Source organism: Streptomyces sp. NPDC046909, from assembly GCF_040644695.1.
Lineage (GTDB): Bacteria > Actinomycetota > Actinomycetes > Streptomycetales > Streptomycetaceae > Streptomyces.
Genome location: NZ_JBEYXC010000009.1, coordinates 76,455 through 95,128, shown reverse-complemented (window position 1 = coordinate 95,128; position 18,674 = coordinate 76,455). Strand labels below are relative to the sequence as shown.

The following is an 18,674-nucleotide window of genomic DNA, read 5'->3' as shown; positions in this document are numbered from 1 at the left end:
TACACGGGGAGCATTCGACGGAGCACAGCAGGTCATGGAGCGGGTGGAAATATCCTTCACGAGTAAAACACCTGCTAATCTCATAGGTATGAGCAGTGCGACTCCACGACTTCCCCTCGCCGGCGTGCTCCGCGTCGGCCGCCCCTCGGACATCTGGTTCAAGCCCGCCCTGAGCGTGGTCGTCGCCGTCGCCCCGCCCAATCTGACCCTGCTGGCCCTCGGCCGCCTCGACCTGGCGATGTACACGATGGCCGGGTCCCTGTGCGCCCTCTACGCCCACAACCGCCCCTACGCCGCCCGGGCCCGCGCCCTCGCCTGGGTCGTGCTCGGCATGCTCGGGAGCCTCGCCGCGGCCCTCGTAGCCGCCTCGCTCACTACCAGTGCCGTCGCGCTGGTCACCGTCGGCGCCCTCCTCGCCGCGGCCCAGAAGGCGCTGTGCGACGCGACCCGCATCGGCCCGCCCGGCAATGTGATCTTCACCTTCATCAGCTCCGCCGCCCTCTTCGCCCCGCAGGCCCTCGCCCAGGTCCCCGGCCATCTGGACCTCGCCGCCGGGGCCGGTGTCTGGGCCTGGCTCGTCGGCATGGCCCCCGGCCTGGTCCGCCCGCACGGCCCGGAACGCCGGGCCACCGCCCACGCCCTGCGCACCGCCGCCGCGTGCGCCGAGTGGCCCGACGACCCCCGCGCCCGGGCCGCCGCGGCCGCCGCCGTCCAGGCCGCCTGGCAGGCACTGCTCTCCGCCGGCGCCCGCACCGAGGCCCGCCGCGCCCTCGACCGCCTCGTCGTGCGCGCCGAGATCGCCCTCGCCGCCCCCGCCGACACCGACCCGGAACGACTGCGGACCTGGGCGCGCGACCTGCGCGGCAACGGACCGGTCCCGAGGACCGAGGACCACGGCGAACTGCTCGGCATCGACGCCGAACTCAGCCTCGAAAGCGCCCCGTTGTGGCACCGGCTCGGCCCCCTGGCCCCGCTCGCCGCCCGCACCGCCCTCGGTTGCGCCCTCGCCGGATACGCCTCCCTGGCCCTCGGCGTCGGCCGCCCCTACTGGGCCCTGGTCACCGCCGCCTCCCTCTACCAGGCCAACCTCACCCTCACCTGGAGCCGGGGCGTCCAGCGTGTCGTCGGCAATCTCGCCGGCGTCCTTCTCTTCGCCGCCGTGGCCCCGCTCGCCCACCTCGGCCCGGCCGCCCTCGTCCTGTGCTGCCTCGCCTTCAACTTCGGCGCCGAGGCCCTCATCAGCCGCAACTACTGGCTCGGCAGCGTCTGTGTGACCCCGATGGCCCTGCTCATCACCGAGTTCGCCGGTTTCCAGGAGCCCGGCCGGCTGATCACCGAGCGGGTGGTGGACACCGTCGTCGGCGCCCTGGTCGGCTTCGCCGCCGCGATCGCCGTCACCAACCGGCGGGCCGGCGACCGCATCGAACGCGCCCTGACCGCCGCCGACCGCGCCCGCGAACACACCGCCCGTCTCCTCGCCGCACCGCACCCCGCCCCCGCCGCCCTGGAGTCGGCCCACCGCACCCTGGCAGCCGCCCTCGTCGAACTGCGCGCCACCGTGGACGCCGCGTCCGGCGAGTGGTGGCAACGTGCCCTGCCCCAGGAGCGGGTCGTGCTCGCCGAGCAGGCCGGACACCGTACGCTCGCCGCGACGACACGACGACGGACCAGCGCGACGACGGAGGACGTACGGCCATGACGGCGCAGAACAGCGGGGGAGACGGAACGAGGACGGACACCGTCGCGGCCGTCGTCCGGCAGTGGCAGGCCGTCCATCCAGGCCTCGGCACCGGTCCCATGGAGATCATCGGCCGGATCAACCGCTCCGCCGCCCTCCTCCAGCAGGCCGAGGACGCCCCGCTGCGCCGCGCCGGCCTCAGCCGCCCCGAGTTCGACCTGCTCGGCGCGCTCCGCCGCACCGGTCACGAACTCACCCCCGGCGAGCTGGCCCGTGAGACCTTCTCCTCGGGCGCCGCTGTCACCAAGCGCCTCAAGCACCTCACCGAGCGCGGCCTGGTCGAACGGCGCGGCGACACCCGCGACCGCCGGGTGGCCCACCTCCGCCTCACGGACGCGGGGCGCGACCTCGTCGACGGGATCCTGCCCGAGCAACTCGCGTACGAGACCGCCGTGCTGTCCGTCCTGGACGGGGAGAAGCAGGTCGAACTCGCCTCCCTCCTCGGCGAGTTGCTGACCCAGCTGGAGGGCCGGCTCGGCGCGCTCCGCGTCTGATCAGCCGTTTCTGATCAGCCGTTTCGGAAGTTTCGGAAGCGGCTCCGGCATTGACGTGATCGACGCCCGCTCCCTAGGTTCGGTTCGATTCACCGGATCGCGTACGAGATGCCGAACGAAAGTGGGATGCCGTGGCAGTCGAAACGCTCACCGTCGACCTCGGCACCGAGACCGGCCCCTTCCACGGCGGCGCGAGCGGCACGCTCTACGGCCTGTACGGCGACGGTGTGCCCAGCCGTGCCGTCGTCGAGGGCATGTACGTCCGCACGGTCGCCACCAAGGCCCAGGACGGCACCCAGCACCCCGGCGCGGACGCCCTGGAGATCCTGCCGTCCTTCGTCGCGGCGGGCGGCAAGGACGTCTACCTCTACATGCCGGACATCCTGCGCGGCTTCCCGTACGAGTGGCCCGGCGACACCGGCGAGGAACGACTGGCGGGCTTCGTCGACAGCATCCGCAAGCAGGTCGAACAGGTCCTGACGGTAGGTGAGTTGAAGTCCCACGTCGTCTACGTCCCGTTCAACGAACCCGAGGGCAACATGTTCGGCGACGGGGAGTGGAGTTACGACGGCACCTCCTGGCACACCGACCCCCAGCACTACTTCACCGCCTGGCGGGACGTGTACCGGCTGATCAAGGACCTGCACCCGGACGCCCGTATCGCGGGACCCAACACCTGCATCCTGTACCCCGAGGTCAAGGGCTTCCTGGCGTGGGCGAAGGAACACGACGTCCTGCCCGACGTGATCACCTGGCACGAGCTGTCGTCACCGGCCGAGGTCCGTACGAACGTGGCCAAGTACCGGGAGTGGGAACGGGAGTTGGGCATCGGCCCGCTGCCCGTCAACGTCAACGAGTACGCGCACAACTACCACCTCTCCGTCCCCGGCCAGATGATCCAGTGGATCTCCGCGATCGAGGAATCCAAGATCGACGCCGACATGGCGTACTGGAACATCGCCGGAAACCTCAACGACTCGGCGGTCGAGGCCAACAAGGCCAACGGCCAGTGGTGGCTGTTCAACGCGTACGGCCAGATGTCCGGCACCACCGTCGCGGTGACCGCCCCGCACCCCAACGTCCAGTACACGCTCCAGGGCGTGGCCACACTGGACCGGGAGAAGCGGCAGGCCCGGGTGCTCTTCGGCGGATCGAGCGGCTCGGCCGAGATCGTCGTGGAGCAGGCCGGCCTCTTTGGGGCGACCGTCCGCGCCCGGCTCCAGGAGATCTCGTGGACGGGCCAACTGGGCTCCTCCGCGCAGCCTTTGGTCCTGCGGGACGAGGAACTGACGGTCGCGGAAGGCCGGTTGACCCTGCCCCTGGACAACCTCGACGAGATGTCCGCCTACCAGCTGATCCTGTCGCCCGGCGGCGACGGCGTGGTACTGCCGCCATCAGCGGACTGGCGGCGCACGTACGAGGCCGAGGACGCCACCTACACGGGCGGTGGCTACTCGAAGAACGGCCCCGAGGGATCCCCGGCCGACGTCGACAAGTTCGCCACCTCGGGCGGCTATCACGTCGGCGGCCTGCGGACCGGCTCCGACGGCGTGCTCACCTTCGACGTCGAGGTCCCGAGGGACGGGACGTACGACATCCGTGTGTACACCAACTCCCACAACCTGGCCGAAGGCGTGCGCGAACACGGGCCCACCAACGTCTTCCTGCGCGTCGACGGCGAGGACCCGCGCGAGCTGCTCCTGCCGCTCGGCTACAAGTGGGCCGTCTGGGGCCACACCGACACCGAGGCCCAACTCGCCGCGGGGCTGCACCGGATCACCCTCGCGGCCCAGGATCCCGACCTCGGCGCCACCCGGGGCGACGCGGTCATCGACCGACTGGACCTGGTCCTGCGGGACAGGGAGGCGATCGACCGGTACGACGCCGTATACGCGGCCCTCGGTGAGGGCGCCCGCGTGAGTGGCCGCACCGCGGTCCTCCCGCGCGGCGCGACCGCCACCTTCTGGGTCCACGCGTCCGACGACGGAGAAGCCACGGTGACCGTCGCGCACCGAGGCGAAGGCCTGCTGGCGGTCAACGGCGAGGAGACCGGACCGCTTGCGGACACCGAAGTCCCGCTCTTCCTCGCCGCAGGCGTCAACAAGCTCACGGTGACCGCGAGTTCGGAGAATCTAGCCCTCGACCATCTCGCCGTAGGCCCGTCCCTCGGGCTGCTCCCCACCACGACGTACCCGGCGGAGGAGGGACTGCTCACCGGCACCGCGACGGTGGGCGCCTTCTCGTACGCCACCGGCGGCAAGGCCGTCGACGGCATCGGACACGGCCCCGGCAACGCGCTCACCCTGACCGTGACGGCGGACCGCCCCGTTCGCCACGCGCTGACCATCCGCTATTCCAACGGCGAGCAGCCGCCCAGCACCCACTACAATCCGGACCCGGTCTGCCGTCACGCCGACCTCACCGTCAACGGGGACGAGACGCGGCGGGTCCTCTTCCCCACCACCTTCCACTTCAACAACTTCTGGCAACTCGCCGTCCCCGTCACCCTCCAACAGGGCGTCAACACCGTCACGTTCACCTCGGACGAGCTCCCCGACTTCGACGGCACCACCAGGAACACCTACGGTCAGCGCTCCGCCTTCGCCCCGGTCGTCGACTCGGTGACGGTGACACCCCTCGTCTGACGACGGCTTCCCGAACCGGGGCTTCCGGGTCACCATGGCCGCCATGACCGATGGACTGGTGTTGCCGCCGGGAGAAGGCCGCCCCATGGGCGCCTCCGGCATGACGCTCAAGGTCGGGGCCGAACAGTCGGCCCGCTGGTCGGTGTTCGAGGCCCATGTGGGGCCCGGATTCGACGTCGGCGCCCATTTCCACGACGAGGCCGAGGAATTGTTCTACGTCCTCGACGGCGAACTCGACCTGCTCGCCTTCGAACCCCGGGTCCGCACCTCCGGCAACTGGCAGAGCTGGGAGTCCGCGTCAGGGCGCAAGGTCGCCCGGGGCGGGCCCGGCAGCCTGATGTACGTCCCCGCCGGCTGCCCGCACGGCTTCGCCAACCCCGGTACGACCCCTGCCCGCATGCTGTTCCTCGCCGCCCCGGCCGGCCACGAGCTGTACATCATGGAGATCGCCCAGATCCTCGGAGGAGGCGGACCGCCCGACCAGCAGGCCATCGCGGAGGTGCGCCGCAGGCACGGCATCCACCAGCTGACCCAGATGGTTCCGGGAGGCTGATGCGCCCAGGGGCTTAGGACCCCGGCCCTTCGAAGATCGTCCGCAGGCCCGATGTGTCCTTCCGGGAGCGCGAGCCACCATGCCGGTGGACAACTCCCGGAAGGAGTACGCCATGTCGTACCCGGAACACCTTCAGTACCCCGAGCCCCGCTACCACGGCACCGAGGGCGAGGTGAACGCCGTCTTCCGCCCCGCCGACACACCACCGGGCATCTCCTCACCGGGCGGGGCGACCCACTACCTCGCCACGCACGATTCGACCGGCGGTGAATTCGGCCTGTACAAGGCGGAGTTGGGGCCACGGTCCGCCGGCGCCCGGACGCACTTCCACAAGGCGATGTCGGAGTCCTTCTACATCCTCTCCGGCGAACTGGAGCTCTACAACGGCGAGAAGTGGGTCACCGGCCGCGCGGGCGACTTCCTGTACGTGCCGGTCGGCGGCCTGCACGCCTTCAAGAACGTGACCGACGAGCCCATGTCCATGCTGATGCTGTTCTCCCCGGGCGCTTCGCGCGAGGAGTACTTCGAGCAGGTGGCGGAGGTGACGCGGCGCGGCGGCGCGGAGCTCAAGGAGTTCCGCGTCCGCCACGACAGCTACTTCGTGGAGGACTTCGACTAGAGCACGTCGGTGGCGGTACGGCGGTAGCCGGAGCGCCGGTCGTCGATGTCCGTCCAGCGGTCGCCGTAGATCGTCCGGACGACGCCAGGATCCCGTACGAAAGCGTGCGGGAAGCCGAGTTCGACCGCGCTCACCTCGTCCAGGCGGGCGACCGCGTCGGCGTCGAGGCGGACGTCGACGCTGCCGAGGTTGTCGGCGAGCTGGTGCTCCTTGGTGGCCGCGACGATCGGGACGACATTGCCGGGCCGCTGGAGCAGCCAGGCCAGGGCCACTTGGGCCGGGCTCCAGCCGCCCTGCTCGGCGATCTCCAGTACGGCGGTGACGACCTCTTCCTCCTGGGCCTCCGGCTTGCCGCCCCAGGTGTCGAGCCGGCCCGTCTCGCCCCGCCGGTACTTGCCGGTGAGCTTCCCGGCCGCCAGCGGCGCCCACGCGAGCACCGCTTGGCCGAACGCCCGGGCCTGCGGGAGCAGTTCGCGCTCCGGGGTCCGCTCCAGCAGGTTGTAGCGCAGTTGCGAACCGGCGAACGCCGTCCAACCCCGCAGTTCGGCCAGGGTGTTGGCCTGCGCGATCTCCCAGGCGGGCCAGTCCGAGACCCCGATGTACAGCACCTTGCCGGTCCGTACGAGGTCGTCGAGGGCCCGCATCACCTCGTCGACCGGCGTGAAGTTGTCCCGGGCGTGCACCCACAGGACGTCGAGCCGGTCGGTGCGCAGCCGCTCCAGGCTCGCCTCGACCGAGTGCACGAGGTTCTTGCGGTGGTTGCCGGCCGCGTTGACGTCCCCCGTGCGCGTGCCGCATGTGTATTTGCTGGCCAGCACGAATTCCTCGCGCCGCCCCTTCAGCAACTCGCCGAGAATCCGCTCGGATTCGCCGCCCGAGTAGATGTCCGCCGTGTCGACGAAGTTGCCGCCCGCGTCGGCGTACGCGTCGAGCAGCTTGCCGCTGGTCTCCTTGTCGGAGCCGACGCCTGAGTCCTCGCCCATGACCATCGCGCCGAGACTCAGCTCGCTCACGCGCAGACCGGTCCTGCCGAACAGCGTGTACCGCACGATTCAGTTCCCCCTTCGGGACAGTTCGTGCGTACGACGCTATGAGCTGGAGCGTGCTTCAACGCAAGCGCGTTGCGTGAGGGCGGCCCCTCGCGAACCGGGGGTGTCAGTGTTCGGCGCCCGCCAAGTACACCCCGAACATCGCTCCTTGGGGATCCCGCAGTACCGCGATCCGCAGCTCACCCGTCACGGTGGTCGGCTCCATCAGCACCGTGCCGCCCGCCCCGGTCGCCGTCGCCGCGCTCGCGTCGACGTCCGCCACCGCGAAGTACGGCAGCCAGTGCGGCGGCACCTCGGGCGGGAACTTGTCGTCCATCCGCACCATGCCGCCGAAGTCGGCGCCGTCGATGCCCCACTGGGTGTAGTGCTCCGAGGCGTTGACGCTCCAGCCGAACACGGTGGTGTAGAAGTCCACCGCGCGCTCGGGCTGCCGGCTCATCAGCTCCACCCAGCCCAGCGACCCGGGCTCGTTGAGCAGCCCCGCCCCCTCGAACCCCTGCGCCTGCCACAGATGGAACCCGGCGCCCTGCGGATCGGCGACGGACGCGAAGCGCCCCATGCCGGGGACGTCACCCGGCTCCAACACCACACTCCCACCCGCCGACTCGACCTTGCCGACCGTGACATCGAGGTCCGCGACCGCGAACGTCACGAACCAGGCGACCGGCTGCCCCTCCGCCCCCAACGGCACCAGCCCGGCGACCGGGAGATGACCGACGTACGCGATCGTGTACCCGCCCATCTCCGCCCGCTCGTCGGTCTCCGTCCGCCACCCGAAGAGCTCCCCGTAGAACCGCTTGGCATCCGCCATCTCCGGGCTCCCCACCTCGGCCCAGCAGGGTCCACCGGCCACCGGCTTGTCGAGTCGCATGTCACCACGGCCTTCCTGCCGCCACGAGCCCCCTCCCGACGCTAGCCCCGCTCACCCGAGGCTGCCATCCGGCCCGGTGGTGGACTCCCGGGGAACGGGCCCCGCCCCCTCAGATGCCCGGGCGGAAGCGGATCGGGTGGTCCCCGGGTACCTCGACCAGGACGATCTCGCAGCCGTCCGGGTCGGTGATCCACATCTCGATCAGGCCCCAGGGTTCCTTCAGCGGAGCACGGATGATCTCCACTCCCTTCGCGAGCAGCTCCTCGTGTGCGGCGGTCACGTTCTCGACCTGGAGCCAGAGCTGTACGGCCGGGGAGGGCGGGGTGTGCGAGCGGCCGGAGAGCTCCAGGAAGCCGCCGCCGAGGAAGTAGACGGTGCCGCGTTCCGGGCCCGTGCCGAACTCGCGGTAGACGGCGAGGCCCAGCTGCTCGCCGTAGAAGCGCCGGGAGCGCTCGGGGTCGGTGGGGTGGAGGAGGGTCCGGCCGCTCAGTACGTGCACCATGCGGCGGAGCCTAGTGGGAGCGTTACGCTCGTCCGTGCCCGTGACGTGCCCGAGAGTGGAGATACGCCCCATGACCGCTGGACTCACTTTCCGCGATGCCACCGACGCCGATGTGGATGACCTGGTCGCGCTGATCGAGTCGGCGTACCGCGGGGACTCCAGCCGGGCGGGGTGGACCACGGAGGCGGACATCCTGGAGGGGCAGCGGACCGACCCGGACGGGGTCCTTCAGGTCATCAAGTCGCCGGACAGCCGGCTGCTCACCGTGGAGCAGGACGGGCGGATCGTCGCCTGCTGCCAGCTCGAACACCGCGGCACCCACGCCTACTTCGGGATGTTCGCGGTCAGCCCGCAGCTCCAGGGCGGCGGCCTCGGCAAGGTGATCATCGCCGAGGCCGAGCGCACGGTCCGCGAGGAGTGGGGCGCCACGGAGATGCACATGACGGTGATCTCCGTGCGGAACGACCTCATCGCCTGGTACGAGCGCCGCGGCTACCGCCGCACGGGCCGGATGACCCCGTTCCCGTACGGCGACGAGCGCTTCGGTGTCCCGCAGCGGGACGACCTTCAGTTCGAGCTGCTGGTCAAGGCGCTCGCATAATCGTTACGCCGTGAAGCGGGCGGTGCGTTTGATCTCCGGGTAGTCGGTGGTCGCGCCGTCCAGCTGAAGGGCCCGTACGAGGCGCAGATGGTCCTGGGTGTTCACCACCCAGCCGATGAGCCTGAGGTCCGCCTTGCGGGCGTGCTCCACGACCTCCAGGGTGATCCGGCGGATGTTGAGGCAGAGGGTCGCCGCCCCGGCCTCGACGGCACGGTCCACGACATCCGTGCCGTAGCGGCTGGCGATCAGCGCGGTCCGTACGCCCGGGACCAGGCGGGAGATCTCGGCGATCGCCTCGTCGTGGAACGAGGACACCTCGACCCGGCCCACCAGGTCCCGCCTGAGCATGACCTCGGCCAGCGCCCGCGCCGCCTGCATGTCCTTGATCTCGGCCTGGAGCGGCGTCCGTACCGCGTCCAGGACCTCCTCGAAGACGGGGACGCGCTCACCGCGGCCCGCGTCCAGGGCGCGCAGTTCGGCGAGGGTCTTCTCGGCGATCGGACCGGTCCCGTCGGTCGTGCGGTCCACGTCCGTGTCGTGCATGACGACGAGGGCGCCGTCCTTGCTCAGATGCAGGTCGAGTTCGATGACGTCGAAGCCGGCCTGCTCGGCGGCGACGAAGGAGCGGAGGGTGTTCTCGGGTTCGAGACCCATGACCCCGCGATGACCGATGGTAAGGAAGTTCAAGGTTCAACTCGCTTCCGTCGACGGCGGCTCGGCCTCCGCGCGGACCGGAGCGGACGGCCGCGCGGACAGATCCGCAGCCTAGTGGCCCCGGGCGGCGATGAACCCGCGCGTACACGGGGGATCGGGGTGGCGCGCGGGACGGACCTGCCCGGTACGGCTCCGGGTGGTCACCCTGGGGTGGGCGAGTCCTGTGCGCATTGACCGTCCGGGGGGTCCAGGGGTCGACGTATACCCGTCCTCGTGGCATTCATGGCGTCCGGCAGGAAAAAGTTCTGTGACCATGCGAGTGCGCAGGATAATTTCCGGAGTCTCCTCTTGCTAGGAGAAAGCTCCCATGCATACGGTGTCCTTACGCGAGGTTCTCCCGTGGAGGATGGGACATGACGGAAATTCTTGTGCAGGCGACGGCGGGGGAGCAGCTTCCTCCCGCGACCAGGGTGGTGGAGCACCCGGCGTGGCCCGTGCTCAAGGATGCCGTGGAGCGGATCCGGCCCTGGCAGTCCAAGGACGGATCGATCGACTTCACGGCCGAGGGCGCCCCTGAGCGCGCCGCCGCCGAGGCCGCGGTGCGGCAGGTCACCGGCGCCGTCGTGGAGCTGTCCCCGCTGCTCCCGCACGACCGCGCCTACCACCAGGCCCTGGTGAAGGATCTGAACCGGTGGGCCGACGGCGGCTTCGAGGTGCCCGACTTCCTCGACTCGCTGCTCGCCTTCCAGCCCGCCGCGAGCCGCGCGGACGGTCTGCAGCACCTGGTCGTCTTCGCGATGTACACGCAGAACGGCAACCCGGACCGCAACCTCGAAGCGGTCGTGCTGCGCATGGTCTGGCCCGACTGGCTGGCCGAGCTGGAGCGCACCCGCTACGACAACCCGCTGTTCTGCGGCATCAAGTTCGAGGACTTCACGGCCGGTTACGACACCAACTCCGCCGTCCTCTTCCCCGAGACGATCGCCGTGCGCGAGGCGCCGGAACGATTCTCCTGGGGCGGTATCTTCTGCGACCGCGAGGCCGCCCGCTTCCGGCGCGTCACCGACGCCGCCGTCGACATCCTGGGCCTCGACCTGCCCGCCGACATCGCCGCGATGGTCCACGACCAGACCCGCTGCGAGGAGGCCTTCGTCCTGTGGGACATGGTCCACGACCGCACCCACAGCCACGGCGACCTGCCCTTCGACCCCTTCATGATCAAGCAGCGCCAGCCGTTCTGGATGTACGGCCTGGAGGAGCTGCGCTGCGACCTCACCGCCTTCAAGGAGGCCGTGAAGCTGGAGGCCGAAGGCGTCGCACAGGCCCGTGACGTGCAGTTCGCGGTCCTCTTCGACCGTATGTTCCGCTTCCCCGTCACCGGCGAGCGCGTGCGCAACTACGACGGCCTCGGCGGCCAGCTGCTCTTCGCCTACCTGCACAAGCACGACGTCGTCCGCTGGACCGACAACAAACTGCACATCGACTGGCAGCGCGCCCCGCAGGTCACCAACCAGCTCTGCGCCGAGATCGAGGACCTCTACCGGGCGGGCATCGACCGTCCCAAGCTCGTCCACTGGTTCGCCGCGTACGACCTGGTGTCGCAGTACCTCGCCCCGCACCCGGGCTCCAAGTGGGCCAAGGGTCCCGACGCCCTCGACCTGGCGCAGCCGCCGCGGAAACTCGTCGATGACGTGCTTCCGGACGAGTTTCCGCTGAGCATGTTCTATGAGGCCCTCTCCAAGAAGCTGAAGAGCGTGATCGCCGAAACCCGGGGCATCACGGCGGAGAGCGCCGAGCGAGTCGCCGCGTGAGCGACCGCACCACGACTGCTCAGGAGGCGAAGAACATGGCGGGGAACGGAGCTCTCAGCGGTGCGGTGATCGCGGTGGCCGGCGCGGGCGGACCCGCGGGCCGGGCGACGCTGCGCCGGCTGGCCGAGGCGGGCGCGACCGTCGTCGGCGCGGACAACGACCCGGAGCGGCTCGCGGAGGCCGTGGCGCACGCCCGGGACGCGGCGGGCGGGGCCACCGTCATCGGGGAGCCCGTCGACCTGCTCGACCTGGACTCCACCAAGGACTGGGCCGCCGGCATCGAGAAGGAGTTCGGCCACGTCGACGGCGTCGTCCACCTCGTGGGCGGCTGGCGCGGCAGCGAGACCTTCATCAAGACCAGCCTCGACGACTGGGACTTCCTGGAGCTGCTGCTCATCCGCACCGTGCAGCACACCTCCCTGGCCTTCTCCGAGGCGCTCCAGCGCAGCGAGCGCGGCCGTTACGTCCTGATCAGCGCGGCCGGCGCCAGCAACCCCACCGCGGGCAACGCCGCGTACGCCGCCGCCAAGGCCGCCGCCGAGGCGTGGACGCTCGCCATGGCCGACTTCTTCCGCAAGGCGGGGGCCGGTGAGGAGCTGACGTCGGCGGCCACCATCCTGGTGGTGAAGGCGTTGGTGCACGACGCGATGCGCGCCGAGCGTCCCAACGCGAAGTTCGCGGGCTTCACCGACGTCAAGGACCTCGCCCGGGCCATCGCCGACGTCTGGGAGCAGCCCGCCGGAGAAGTGAACGGAAACCGTCTGTGGCTCACCGAGAAGCCGTGAACCCTGCGAAGACCGACGCCCGCCGGCACCACGACCCGGACAGCAGGGGCTTCGCCAGCGACAACTACGCCGGCGTCCACCCGGAGGTGCTCGCCGCCCTGGCCCTGGCCAACGGCGGGCACCAGGTCGCCTATGGCGAGGACGACTACACCGAGAACCTCCAGGCGGTCATCCGCGGCCACTTCGGGGCCACGGCGGAGGCGTTCCCCGTCTTCAACGGCACCGGCGCCAACGTCGTCGCGCTCCAGGCAGTCACCGACCGCTGGGGCGCGGTGATCTGCGCCGAGAGCGCGCACATCAACGTCGACGAGGGCGGCGCCCCCGAGCGCATGGGCGGCCTCAAGCTGCTCACCGTCCCCACGCCCGACGGCAAGCTCACGCCCGAGCTGATCGACCGGCAGGCGTACGGCTGGGACGACGAGCACCGTGCGATGCCGCAGGTCGTCTCGATCACCCAGAGCACCGAGCTCGGCACCCTCTACACGCCGGACGAGATCCGCGCGATCTGCGACCACGCCCACGCGCACGGCATGAAGGTGCACCTGGACGGCTCCCGGATAGCCAACGCGGCGGCCTCCCTCGACGTCCCCATGCGGACGTTCACGAACGCGGTCGGCGTCGACATCCTCTCCCTCGGCGGGACGAAGAACGGCGCGCTGTTCGGCGAGGCGGTCGTGGTGATCAACCAGGACGCCGTCAGCCACATGAAGCATCTGCGCAAGCTGTCGATGCAGCTCGCCTCGAAGATGCGCTTCGTGTCGGTCCAGTTGGAGGCCCTGCTCGCCAAGGACCTGTGGCTGCGCAACGCCCGCCACTCCAACGAGATGGCCCAGCGCCTCGCGGAGGGCGTGCGCGCCGTGCACGGGGTGGAGATCCTCTACCCGGTGCAGGCCAACGGCGTGTTCGCCAAGCTCCCGCACGAGGTGAGCGTGCGGCTCCAGAAGCGGTTCCGCTTCTACTTCTGGGACGAGGCCGCCGGTGTCGTGCGCTGGATGTGCGCGTTCGACACGACCGAGGAGGACGTGGACGCGTTCGTCGCGGCGCTCAAGGAGGAGATGGCGCACTAGCAAGCCACCAGCTTGATGTGCATAGGTATGCAGTCACCCGTAAAGTCATTGACGGTCGGGTGATCGTTTTCCTATGCTCTGGGCCATGGAGCTGATCCAGGACACCCCCGACCTTTCCGCCTACCTGGCTGCCGATGAGGTCGTCGACCATGACCACCCCCTCGTCCGGGAGGTGGCCGCCCGACTGGCCCGGCAGGCCGACGACTCGTATGCCTATGCGCGACTGGCCTTCGAGTTCGTGCGCGACACCATCCCCCACTCGCAGGACTCCGGCGACCTGCGCGTCACCTGGCGCGCCTCCGACGTACTGGAGCAGGGCACCGGCATCTGCTACGCCAAGGCCCACGCGCTCGCCGCGCTGCTGCGCGCCGAGGACATCCCGACGGCGCTGTGCTACCAGCTCCTGGCGGACGACGACGGGAACGGCCACGTCGTGCACGGCCTGGTCGCGCTGCGGTTCAACGGCGCCTGGCACCGCCAGGATCCGCGCGGCAACAAACCCGGGGTGGACGCCCAGTTCTCCCTGGACGGCGAGCGCCTCGCCTGGGTCCCGGACCCTCAGTCCAATGAGGTGGACTATCCGGTGCTGTACGCTGAACCGCACCCGGCCGTCCTGAGCGCCCTCAAGGCTGCCCCGGACCGGCCGACCCTGTGGAAGACGCTTCCCACCGCACTCTGAGGCAGCCGATGACCTTCTCCCTGACCGTGTCCGACGAGGTGCGCGCCCTCGCGCCCGGCTTCACCCACGTGGCCGTCGAGGCGCACGGGCTCGTCAACGGACCCAGCACCGACGCCAGTTCGGCGCTCCTCGACGACGCGGCCCGCCGTCTCGCCGTACGCCTGGACGGGCGCGCCCCGCACGAGGACCCGCACATGGCGGCCTGGCGGTCGGTGTACACGGCGTTCGGCTCGAAGCCGTCGCGTACCCGCAACTCGGCGGAGGCGCTGGCGAAGCGGGCCCTCGCGGACGGCGGGCTGCCCCGGATCAACCTGCTCGTCGACCTCTACAACGCCATCAGCGTCGCCCATCTCATCCCGGTCGGCGGCGAGGACATCGACCGCATCGAGGGCGGGATGCGCCTGGTGCGGGCGACCGGCGCGGAGGACTTCGTGACCGTCGCGGGAGGGGAGGAGGCCGTCGAACACCCCGACGCCGGGGAGGTGGTGTGGTGCGACGACCGGGGCGTGACCTGCCGCCGCTGGAACTGGCGCCAGGGCCCGCGGACCCGGCTCACGGAGGAGACCGTCTCCGGCATCTTCCTGCTGGAGAGCCTCGCGCCGATGCCGGTGGCCGAGGTGGAGGCGGCGGGCGCCGAACTCGCCGAGCTGCTGGAGAAGTTCAGTCCGGGGGCTCGGATCGAGGTGCGGGCGGCGGAGTCGGCGGGCTGAGCGGTCAGGGGCGGCGTACGAAGTCGACCTCGCGGCGGGCCCAGGCGCGCAGGAGGTCGCCTTGGCCCTCGGGGACGGGGAGGTCTGGGAGGGCGACGCCGTTTCCGGTCCGCCTGGCCTGCATGTAAGGGCCGAGGGCGGCGAGCGGGCCGAGCATGTTCACGAGCCGCTCGGTCTCTGGGGGGTCGGCGCAGGCCTCCAGCGTGGTCAGCAGAAGTACGGCGGCGCCCAGGAATCCGTCGGTGTCGAGGACGTCGGGCGGCGCGGGGTCATGGGCCTGCGTCTCCAGGTCTTCGAGCAGATACTCGAAGTAGTGGGACACATCAGAGGGCTGATCCGCCCACGGCGGCCCGGGATGCTCCCGCACCCACGCACCCACCGCCGAGCAGTCGCGCGGGGTGGACTCCCGCAACGGGCGTGAGTCCTCCTCGTACCTGAGGAACTGCACGAGGCAGCGGAAGGCGTACGGCGACCACAGGTGGTCCCCGCTGAAGATGCCGAACCGCCAGACCGCGAAGAGCGAGCTCAGGGTGAGGTCGCCGCTGCGCAGATGGTGGTTCAGGTCGGTGAGTCCGTGCGACATGCAGGCGTCGAGCAGCGAGACATGGTCCCGCGCGGCGGCCCGTAAACGCGCCGCGTGCTCGGCGATGCTCGTCCGTGCGAATCCCCACCAGAATCGCCAGAGTTCCGGTGTGGCCTCCGTGTCCACTGCGGTACCCGCGTATGCGGCCAGGAGCAGACCGGTTCGGCGCCGGCGTCCGTCCTCGGACGCCACCGCGTCGGCGATGGCCTTGGACAACTCGTCGGCGACGACATCCCGGCAGTGCCAGGAGTTCCCGAGGAGGGCGATCGTGGGACCGCTGAACTTCTCATCCGCGGGATCTCCCGCCAACAGGTGGTCCACCGAAGCTCTGGTCAGTCGTCGGGCGGTGCCCGGCGGCGGATCCACATACCCCAGACACCGTCCCAGGAACGCGAGCACGTTCCCGCGAGCCGCCACCGACCTGCGCCGACGGTCGTCCAGGAGCGCCGTGAAGACACGGCCCGCCCCGTCGACGGTCGTGCGTTCCTTGATCTGAACGGCCAGTTGGCCGACGATGTCCCACTCCTGCCGGGCCACCCGGGGTGCGAGCCGACGTGCCAGCGCCTCCGGGGTGTCGCTCAGGGCGGCCAACTGGGCGGCGGCGAAGTACTCCAGGAACGTGCGGTGCGTGAAGGTGTACAGGCCTTCGCCGCGCGCGGTGAGGCCCACCTCCGTGAACACCCAGGCACGGCCCCGGCAGAAGCCGACGAACTGACGCGCCGCCACCTCGGCGTCCTCGCGGGCCTCATAGCCCCGGCCCACCAGGAACTCCGTGACGGTGTCGACCAGTTGGCGTTCCGTCACCGCGTGGCTGTCCTCGTCCTGGGTGAAGAGCGCGTACGCGACGTGGCGCAACGCGGGCTCGACCAGCCGGGACATGGCGAGTTCCACATGGATTCGGCGGCGGACGTCCCACTTCTGGAACAGCAGCGTGGCGCACTGCTCGTACACCTCGGGACGGCTGCGGGGGATGAACCCCGTGCCGCGATAGAGGATGCACATGAGGGCCAGCATCAGCGGGTTGGCCCGCAGGTCGGTCAGGCCCGCGCTCTCGGTCAGGAGCTCCGGGCGCCGGCCCGTGCCTCCTCCGGGTCCGGCCCCTCCTGGGCGAACCACTTCTCGACGTACTCCTCGGCTTGCTGGACGCTGAACGCGCCGAGTCGGAAGCACGCGAAGAGGCGGTCGTCGAGGCGGGCCTCGTCGTAGCCGACGATCCGTGAGGTCACCAGGACCCGCGCCAACGGGTAGCGGGCGCAGAACAGTTCCAGGACCTCGGTCATCTCGCGTCGGCGGGTGCCGTCGACCAGTTCGTCGAGGCCGTCGAAGACCACGGACGCCGCGCCGCTGAGCAGCAGTCGCTCGACGGCGCCGGGGGGTGCGGGGCACTGGTAGTGGGTGCGCAGCCGGTGCTCGATGTGGTCGACGACGGACTGGCGCGGACTGTCTCCGGCCGCGAACTCGCGGAGTACGACGAGGAACGCGACCGGGGTCGTCGGGTCGGTCGCGCGCCGGTGGACGAGTACCTGGGAGGTGGTGGACTTGCCGCAGCCCGGGTCGCCCAGGGGCACGGTCCGGTCCAACGCGCGCTCCAGTTCGGGGAGTTCGAGCGTCGGCCCGTTGGGGTCCTCGTCGCGCTTGAAGCCCGGACTCACGTGCAGCGCCTCGATCGGCACCCTCCTGCGCCGCTCGAAGTCCGGTGGCTCCAGCGACCCGTGGGCGAACGCGGCCTGCCGTCGGTACGCGGCGACGAAGGCCTGATCCGCGGCGAGACTCTCGGAGTCCCGCAGGGACAGGGCCCGCGTGTGGCGTTCGATCGCGCCGAGCACGGCGGTGATACGGGACGAGAAGGCCTGCTGCCGGATCCGATCCACCAACACCGCGTCCGTCGCCGCCAGTTGGCCCACCAGCGTGGCGATCCGCAGATCGCAGTGGTCGAAGAACTCCTCGGCGAGCCCCTCGGCCAGCGCGTCGGGATCCGGCTGCGCGGCGGTGGCGAGCACGGGCGGCAGGGCGGCCCGCGCAGAGGCCGTGTACGCCTGTCGGAGTTGCGCGATCACGGACTCCGGGGCGTCCGTGAGGCGGGCCGCCAGCAACTCGTGCAGTACCGCCTGGCTGTCGTCGCCGCGGAAGAACTCCGCCACGGGCTCTTCGGGCACGCCGTCCGGCAGCGTGGGGCCGCTCTCCGGCGGTGTCAGTTCATAGGTGTCGAACCAGCGGATCAGCGCCTGCTCGGCGGAGTCGCCACGGGCCGACTCCCGGCGCAGCCAACGGGCCGTGCCGGCGATGGCCTCGACGAGCACCCCGGCCGCGACCTCGGCAAGCACGCAGCTCGGTCCCCCCTTCCCGGGCGTCGCCCGGTACGGCGACGGTAGCCACGGGCCGACCGGGCGTCCAGAAGGCCGTTCCGGATGGGCCTTTTGGAACGGGCCCTTTGAGATGGGGCCTTTCCTGACGGCGGTTCCGGACGGCAGGGAAGGGGAGCGCGCCGCCTGCCCGGCGCGGGCCGGAGTCAGCGGGCCTCGGCCGCGCGGACTTCCTCGGGAGTCGGCGCCGTACCGCCCAGGTGCGCCGGCATCCACCAGGTGTCGTTGGCGTCCTTCGGGCGGACCGGGTAGGCGCGCTGGGCGGCCTCCAGCAGCTGCTGGACACTCTCGCGGAGCTGACGGGTGATCGCGCCCGCGTACTTGTCCTTGGGGGCCTCGATCGGCTCGCCGACCCGGATGGTGATCGGGGTGTGGCTGCGCTTGAAGTTGCGCGGGTGGCCCTTGGTCCACAGGCGCTGGGTGCCCCAGAGTGCCATCGGGATCAGCGGGACGCCCGCCTCCTGGGCCATGCGCGCGGCACCGGACTTGAAGGACTTGAGGGTGAACGACTGGGAGATCGTGGCCTCGGGGAAGACACCGACGATCTCACCGGAGCGCAGCGAGCGCAGCGCGTGCTGGTAGGCCGCCTCGCCCTGCTTGCGGTCCACGGGGATGTGCTTCATCCCGCGCATCAGGGGACCGGAGATCTTGTGCCGGAAGACCGACTCCTTCGCCATGAAGCGAACGAGTCGTTTCTGCGGGAGCGCCGCCAGCCCGTCGAAGATGAAGTCCAGGTAGCTGATGTGATTGCTCACCAACACGGCGCCGCCCGAGCGCGGGATGTTCTCCGACCCCTGGCAGTCGATCTTGAGGTCCCACGCCTTGAACAACGTGAGAGCGGCGCCGACGACGGGGCGGTAGACAAGCTCTGCCATGGGACGGGGTGGACCCTTCCTTCTCTGCCTGGGAAAGGAAGCTCCCGGCGTAACAAGTTACGGCGCCGTAGGTTT

18 protein-coding genes are annotated in these 18,674 nt (G+C 70.5%); 11 read left to right on the top strand and 7 right to left on the bottom strand.

Going from position 1 to position 18,674, the window contains the following annotated elements; genetic code table 11:
- Positions 1–88 precede the first annotated feature (88 nt).
- The 5 genes from ABZ928_RS28660 (at position 89) to ABZ928_RS28640 (ending at position 6,049) form a co-directional block, all read left to right on the top strand.
- On the top strand, positions 89–1,699 hold the full coding sequence (locus ABZ928_RS28660; RefSeq protein ID WP_361524907.1) for an FUSC family protein: 1,611 nt from the start codon (positions 89–91) through the stop codon (positions 1,697–1,699).
- The gene (locus ABZ928_RS28655) at positions 1,696–2,232 is read left to right on the top strand and encodes a MarR family transcriptional regulator (RefSeq protein WP_361524904.1); all 537 of its coding nucleotides are present in this window, start codon (positions 1,696–1,698) and stop codon (positions 2,230–2,232) included. The genes ABZ928_RS28660 and ABZ928_RS28655 overlap by 4 nt, the downstream gene beginning before the upstream one ends.
- Positions 2,233–2,363: 131 nt before the next feature.
- Complete coding sequence (locus tag ABZ928_RS28650) at positions 2,364–4,877, top strand: cellulosome protein (protein ID WP_361524901.1); 2,514 nt, start codon at positions 2,364–2,366, stop codon at positions 4,875–4,877.
- A 34-nt stretch (positions 4,878–4,911) separates the two neighbouring features.
- On the top strand, positions 4,912–5,430 hold the full coding sequence (locus ABZ928_RS28645) for a cupin domain-containing protein (RefSeq protein ID WP_361524898.1): 519 nt from the start codon (positions 4,912–4,914) through the stop codon (positions 5,428–5,430).
- Between the two features lie 112 nt (positions 5,431–5,542).
- Positions 5,543–6,049, top strand: a complete 507-nt coding sequence (locus ABZ928_RS28640) for a cupin domain-containing protein (RefSeq protein WP_361524896.1) — start codon at positions 5,543–5,545, stop codon at positions 6,047–6,049.
- Here ABZ928_RS28640 and ABZ928_RS28635 read toward each other — a convergent pair.
- The 3 genes from ABZ928_RS28635 to ABZ928_RS28625 form a co-directional block, all read right to left on the bottom strand.
- Positions 6,046–7,098, bottom strand: a complete 1,053-nt coding sequence (locus ABZ928_RS28635; protein ID WP_361524893.1) for an aldo/keto reductase — start codon at positions 7,096–7,098, stop codon at positions 6,046–6,048. The genes ABZ928_RS28640 and ABZ928_RS28635 overlap by 4 nt on opposite strands.
- Positions 7,099–7,204: 106 nt before the next feature.
- Positions 7,205–7,969: a VOC family protein gene (locus ABZ928_RS28630; protein WP_361524890.1), complete on the bottom strand. Its 765-nt coding sequence runs from the start codon at positions 7,967–7,969 to the stop codon at positions 7,205–7,207.
- Positions 7,970–8,078: 109 nt separating this feature from the next.
- The gene (locus ABZ928_RS28625) at positions 8,079–8,471 is read right to left on the bottom strand and encodes a VOC family protein (RefSeq protein WP_361524887.1); all 393 of its coding nucleotides are present in this window, start codon (positions 8,469–8,471) and stop codon (positions 8,079–8,081) included.
- Positions 8,472–8,541: 70 nt separating this feature from the next.
- On the opposite strand from ABZ928_RS28625, the gene ABZ928_RS28620 reads away from it, so the two are divergent.
- The gene (locus tag ABZ928_RS28620; protein WP_361524884.1) at positions 8,542–9,072 is read left to right on the top strand and encodes a GNAT family N-acetyltransferase; all 531 of its coding nucleotides are present in this window, start codon (positions 8,542–8,544) and stop codon (positions 9,070–9,072) included.
- Positions 9,073–9,075: 3 nt separating this feature from the next.
- Here the strand turns inward: ABZ928_RS28620 and ABZ928_RS28615 are convergent, their stop codons facing one another.
- Positions 9,076–9,759, bottom strand: a complete 684-nt coding sequence (locus ABZ928_RS28615; protein ID WP_361524882.1) for a glycerophosphodiester phosphodiesterase family protein — start codon at positions 9,757–9,759, stop codon at positions 9,076–9,078.
- 380 nt (positions 9,760–10,139) lie between these two features.
- On the opposite strand from ABZ928_RS28615, the gene ABZ928_RS28610 reads away from it, so the two are divergent.
- From ABZ928_RS28610 to ABZ928_RS28590, 5 genes are all read left to right on the top strand, one after another.
- Complete coding sequence (locus ABZ928_RS28610; protein ID WP_361524879.1) at positions 10,140–11,537, top strand: DUF6421 family protein; 1,398 nt, start codon at positions 10,140–10,142, stop codon at positions 11,535–11,537.
- Between the two features lie 35 nt (positions 11,538–11,572).
- Positions 11,573–12,322 carry an SDR family NAD(P)-dependent oxidoreductase gene (locus tag ABZ928_RS28605; RefSeq protein WP_361525831.1) on the top strand — a complete coding sequence of 250 codons (750 nt, stop codon included), beginning with the start codon at positions 11,573–11,575 and terminating at the stop codon, positions 12,320–12,322.
- Positions 12,319–13,389: a low specificity L-threonine aldolase gene (locus ABZ928_RS28600; protein ID WP_361524876.1), complete on the top strand. Its 1,071-nt coding sequence runs from the start codon at positions 12,319–12,321 to the stop codon at positions 13,387–13,389. Before ABZ928_RS28605 ends, ABZ928_RS28600 begins: the two co-directional genes overlap by 4 nt.
- An 85-nt stretch (positions 13,390–13,474) precedes the next feature.
- Entirely contained in the window at positions 13,475–14,068 is a 594-nt protein-coding gene (locus ABZ928_RS28595) for a transglutaminase family protein (RefSeq protein ID WP_361524873.1), read from the top strand.
- A gap of 8 nt (positions 14,069–14,076) precedes the next feature.
- On the top strand, positions 14,077–14,778 hold the full coding sequence (locus ABZ928_RS28590) for a phenylalanine--tRNA ligase beta subunit-related protein (protein WP_361524871.1): 702 nt from the start codon (positions 14,077–14,079) through the stop codon (positions 14,776–14,778).
- 4 nt (positions 14,779–14,782) lie between these two features.
- On the opposite strand, the gene ABZ928_RS28585 is transcribed toward ABZ928_RS28590, so the two are convergent.
- From ABZ928_RS28585 to ABZ928_RS28575, 3 genes are all read right to left on the bottom strand, one after another.
- A complete protein-coding gene (locus tag ABZ928_RS28585) occupies positions 14,783–16,477 on the bottom strand; it encodes a hypothetical protein (protein ID WP_361524868.1) in 1,695 nt (564 codons plus the stop codon).
- Positions 16,417–17,685, bottom strand: a complete 1,269-nt coding sequence (locus tag ABZ928_RS28580) for an NACHT domain-containing protein (RefSeq protein ID WP_361524865.1) — start codon at positions 17,683–17,685, stop codon at positions 16,417–16,419. Before ABZ928_RS28580 ends, ABZ928_RS28585 begins: the two co-directional genes overlap by 61 nt.
- A 185-nt stretch (positions 17,686–17,870) precedes the next feature.
- Complete coding sequence (locus ABZ928_RS28575; RefSeq protein ID WP_361524862.1) at positions 17,871–18,599, bottom strand: lysophospholipid acyltransferase family protein; 729 nt, start codon at positions 18,597–18,599, stop codon at positions 17,871–17,873.
- Positions 18,600–18,674 lie beyond the last annotated feature (75 nt).

What these genes read in the sequence shown, in the direction of transcription:
- ABZ928_RS28590 (WP_361524871.1), top strand. Translation starts at nt 14,077, where the DNA reads ATGACCTTCTCCCTGACCGTGTCCGACGAGGTGCGCGCCCTCGCGCCC.
- ABZ928_RS28595 (WP_361524873.1), top strand. Translation starts at nt 13,475, where the DNA reads ATGGAGCTGATCCAGGACACCCCCGACCTTTCCGCCTACCTGGCTGCC.
- ABZ928_RS28630 (WP_361524890.1), bottom strand. Translation starts at nt 7,969, where the DNA reads ATGCGACTCGACAAGCCGGTGGCCGGTGGACCCTGCTGGGCCGAGGTG.
- ABZ928_RS28640 (WP_361524896.1), top strand. Translation starts at nt 5,543, where the DNA reads ATGTCGTACCCGGAACACCTTCAGTACCCCGAGCCCCGCTACCACGGC.
- ABZ928_RS28625 (WP_361524887.1), bottom strand. Translation starts at nt 8,471, where the DNA reads ATGGTGCACGTACTGAGCGGCCGGACCCTCCTCCACCCCACCGACCCC.
- ABZ928_RS28610 (WP_361524879.1), top strand. Translation starts at nt 10,140, where the DNA reads ATGACGGAAATTCTTGTGCAGGCGACGGCGGGGGAGCAGCTTCCTCCC.
- ABZ928_RS28575 (WP_361524862.1), bottom strand. Translation starts at nt 18,599, where the DNA reads ATGGCAGAGCTTGTCTACCGCCCCGTCGTCGGCGCCGCTCTCACGTTG.
- ABZ928_RS28605 (WP_361525831.1), top strand. Translation starts at nt 11,573, where the DNA reads ATGGCGGGGAACGGAGCTCTCAGCGGTGCGGTGATCGCGGTGGCCGGC.
- ABZ928_RS28655 (WP_361524904.1), top strand. Translation starts at nt 1,696, where the DNA reads ATGACGGCGCAGAACAGCGGGGGAGACGGAACGAGGACGGACACCGTC.
- ABZ928_RS28645 (WP_361524898.1), top strand. Translation starts at nt 4,912, where the DNA reads ATGGCCGCCATGACCGATGGACTGGTGTTGCCGCCGGGAGAAGGCCGC.
- ABZ928_RS28660 (WP_361524907.1), top strand. Translation starts at nt 89, where the DNA reads ATGAGCAGTGCGACTCCACGACTTCCCCTCGCCGGCGTGCTCCGCGTC.
- ABZ928_RS28620 (WP_361524884.1), top strand. Translation starts at nt 8,542, where the DNA reads ATGACCGCTGGACTCACTTTCCGCGATGCCACCGACGCCGATGTGGAT.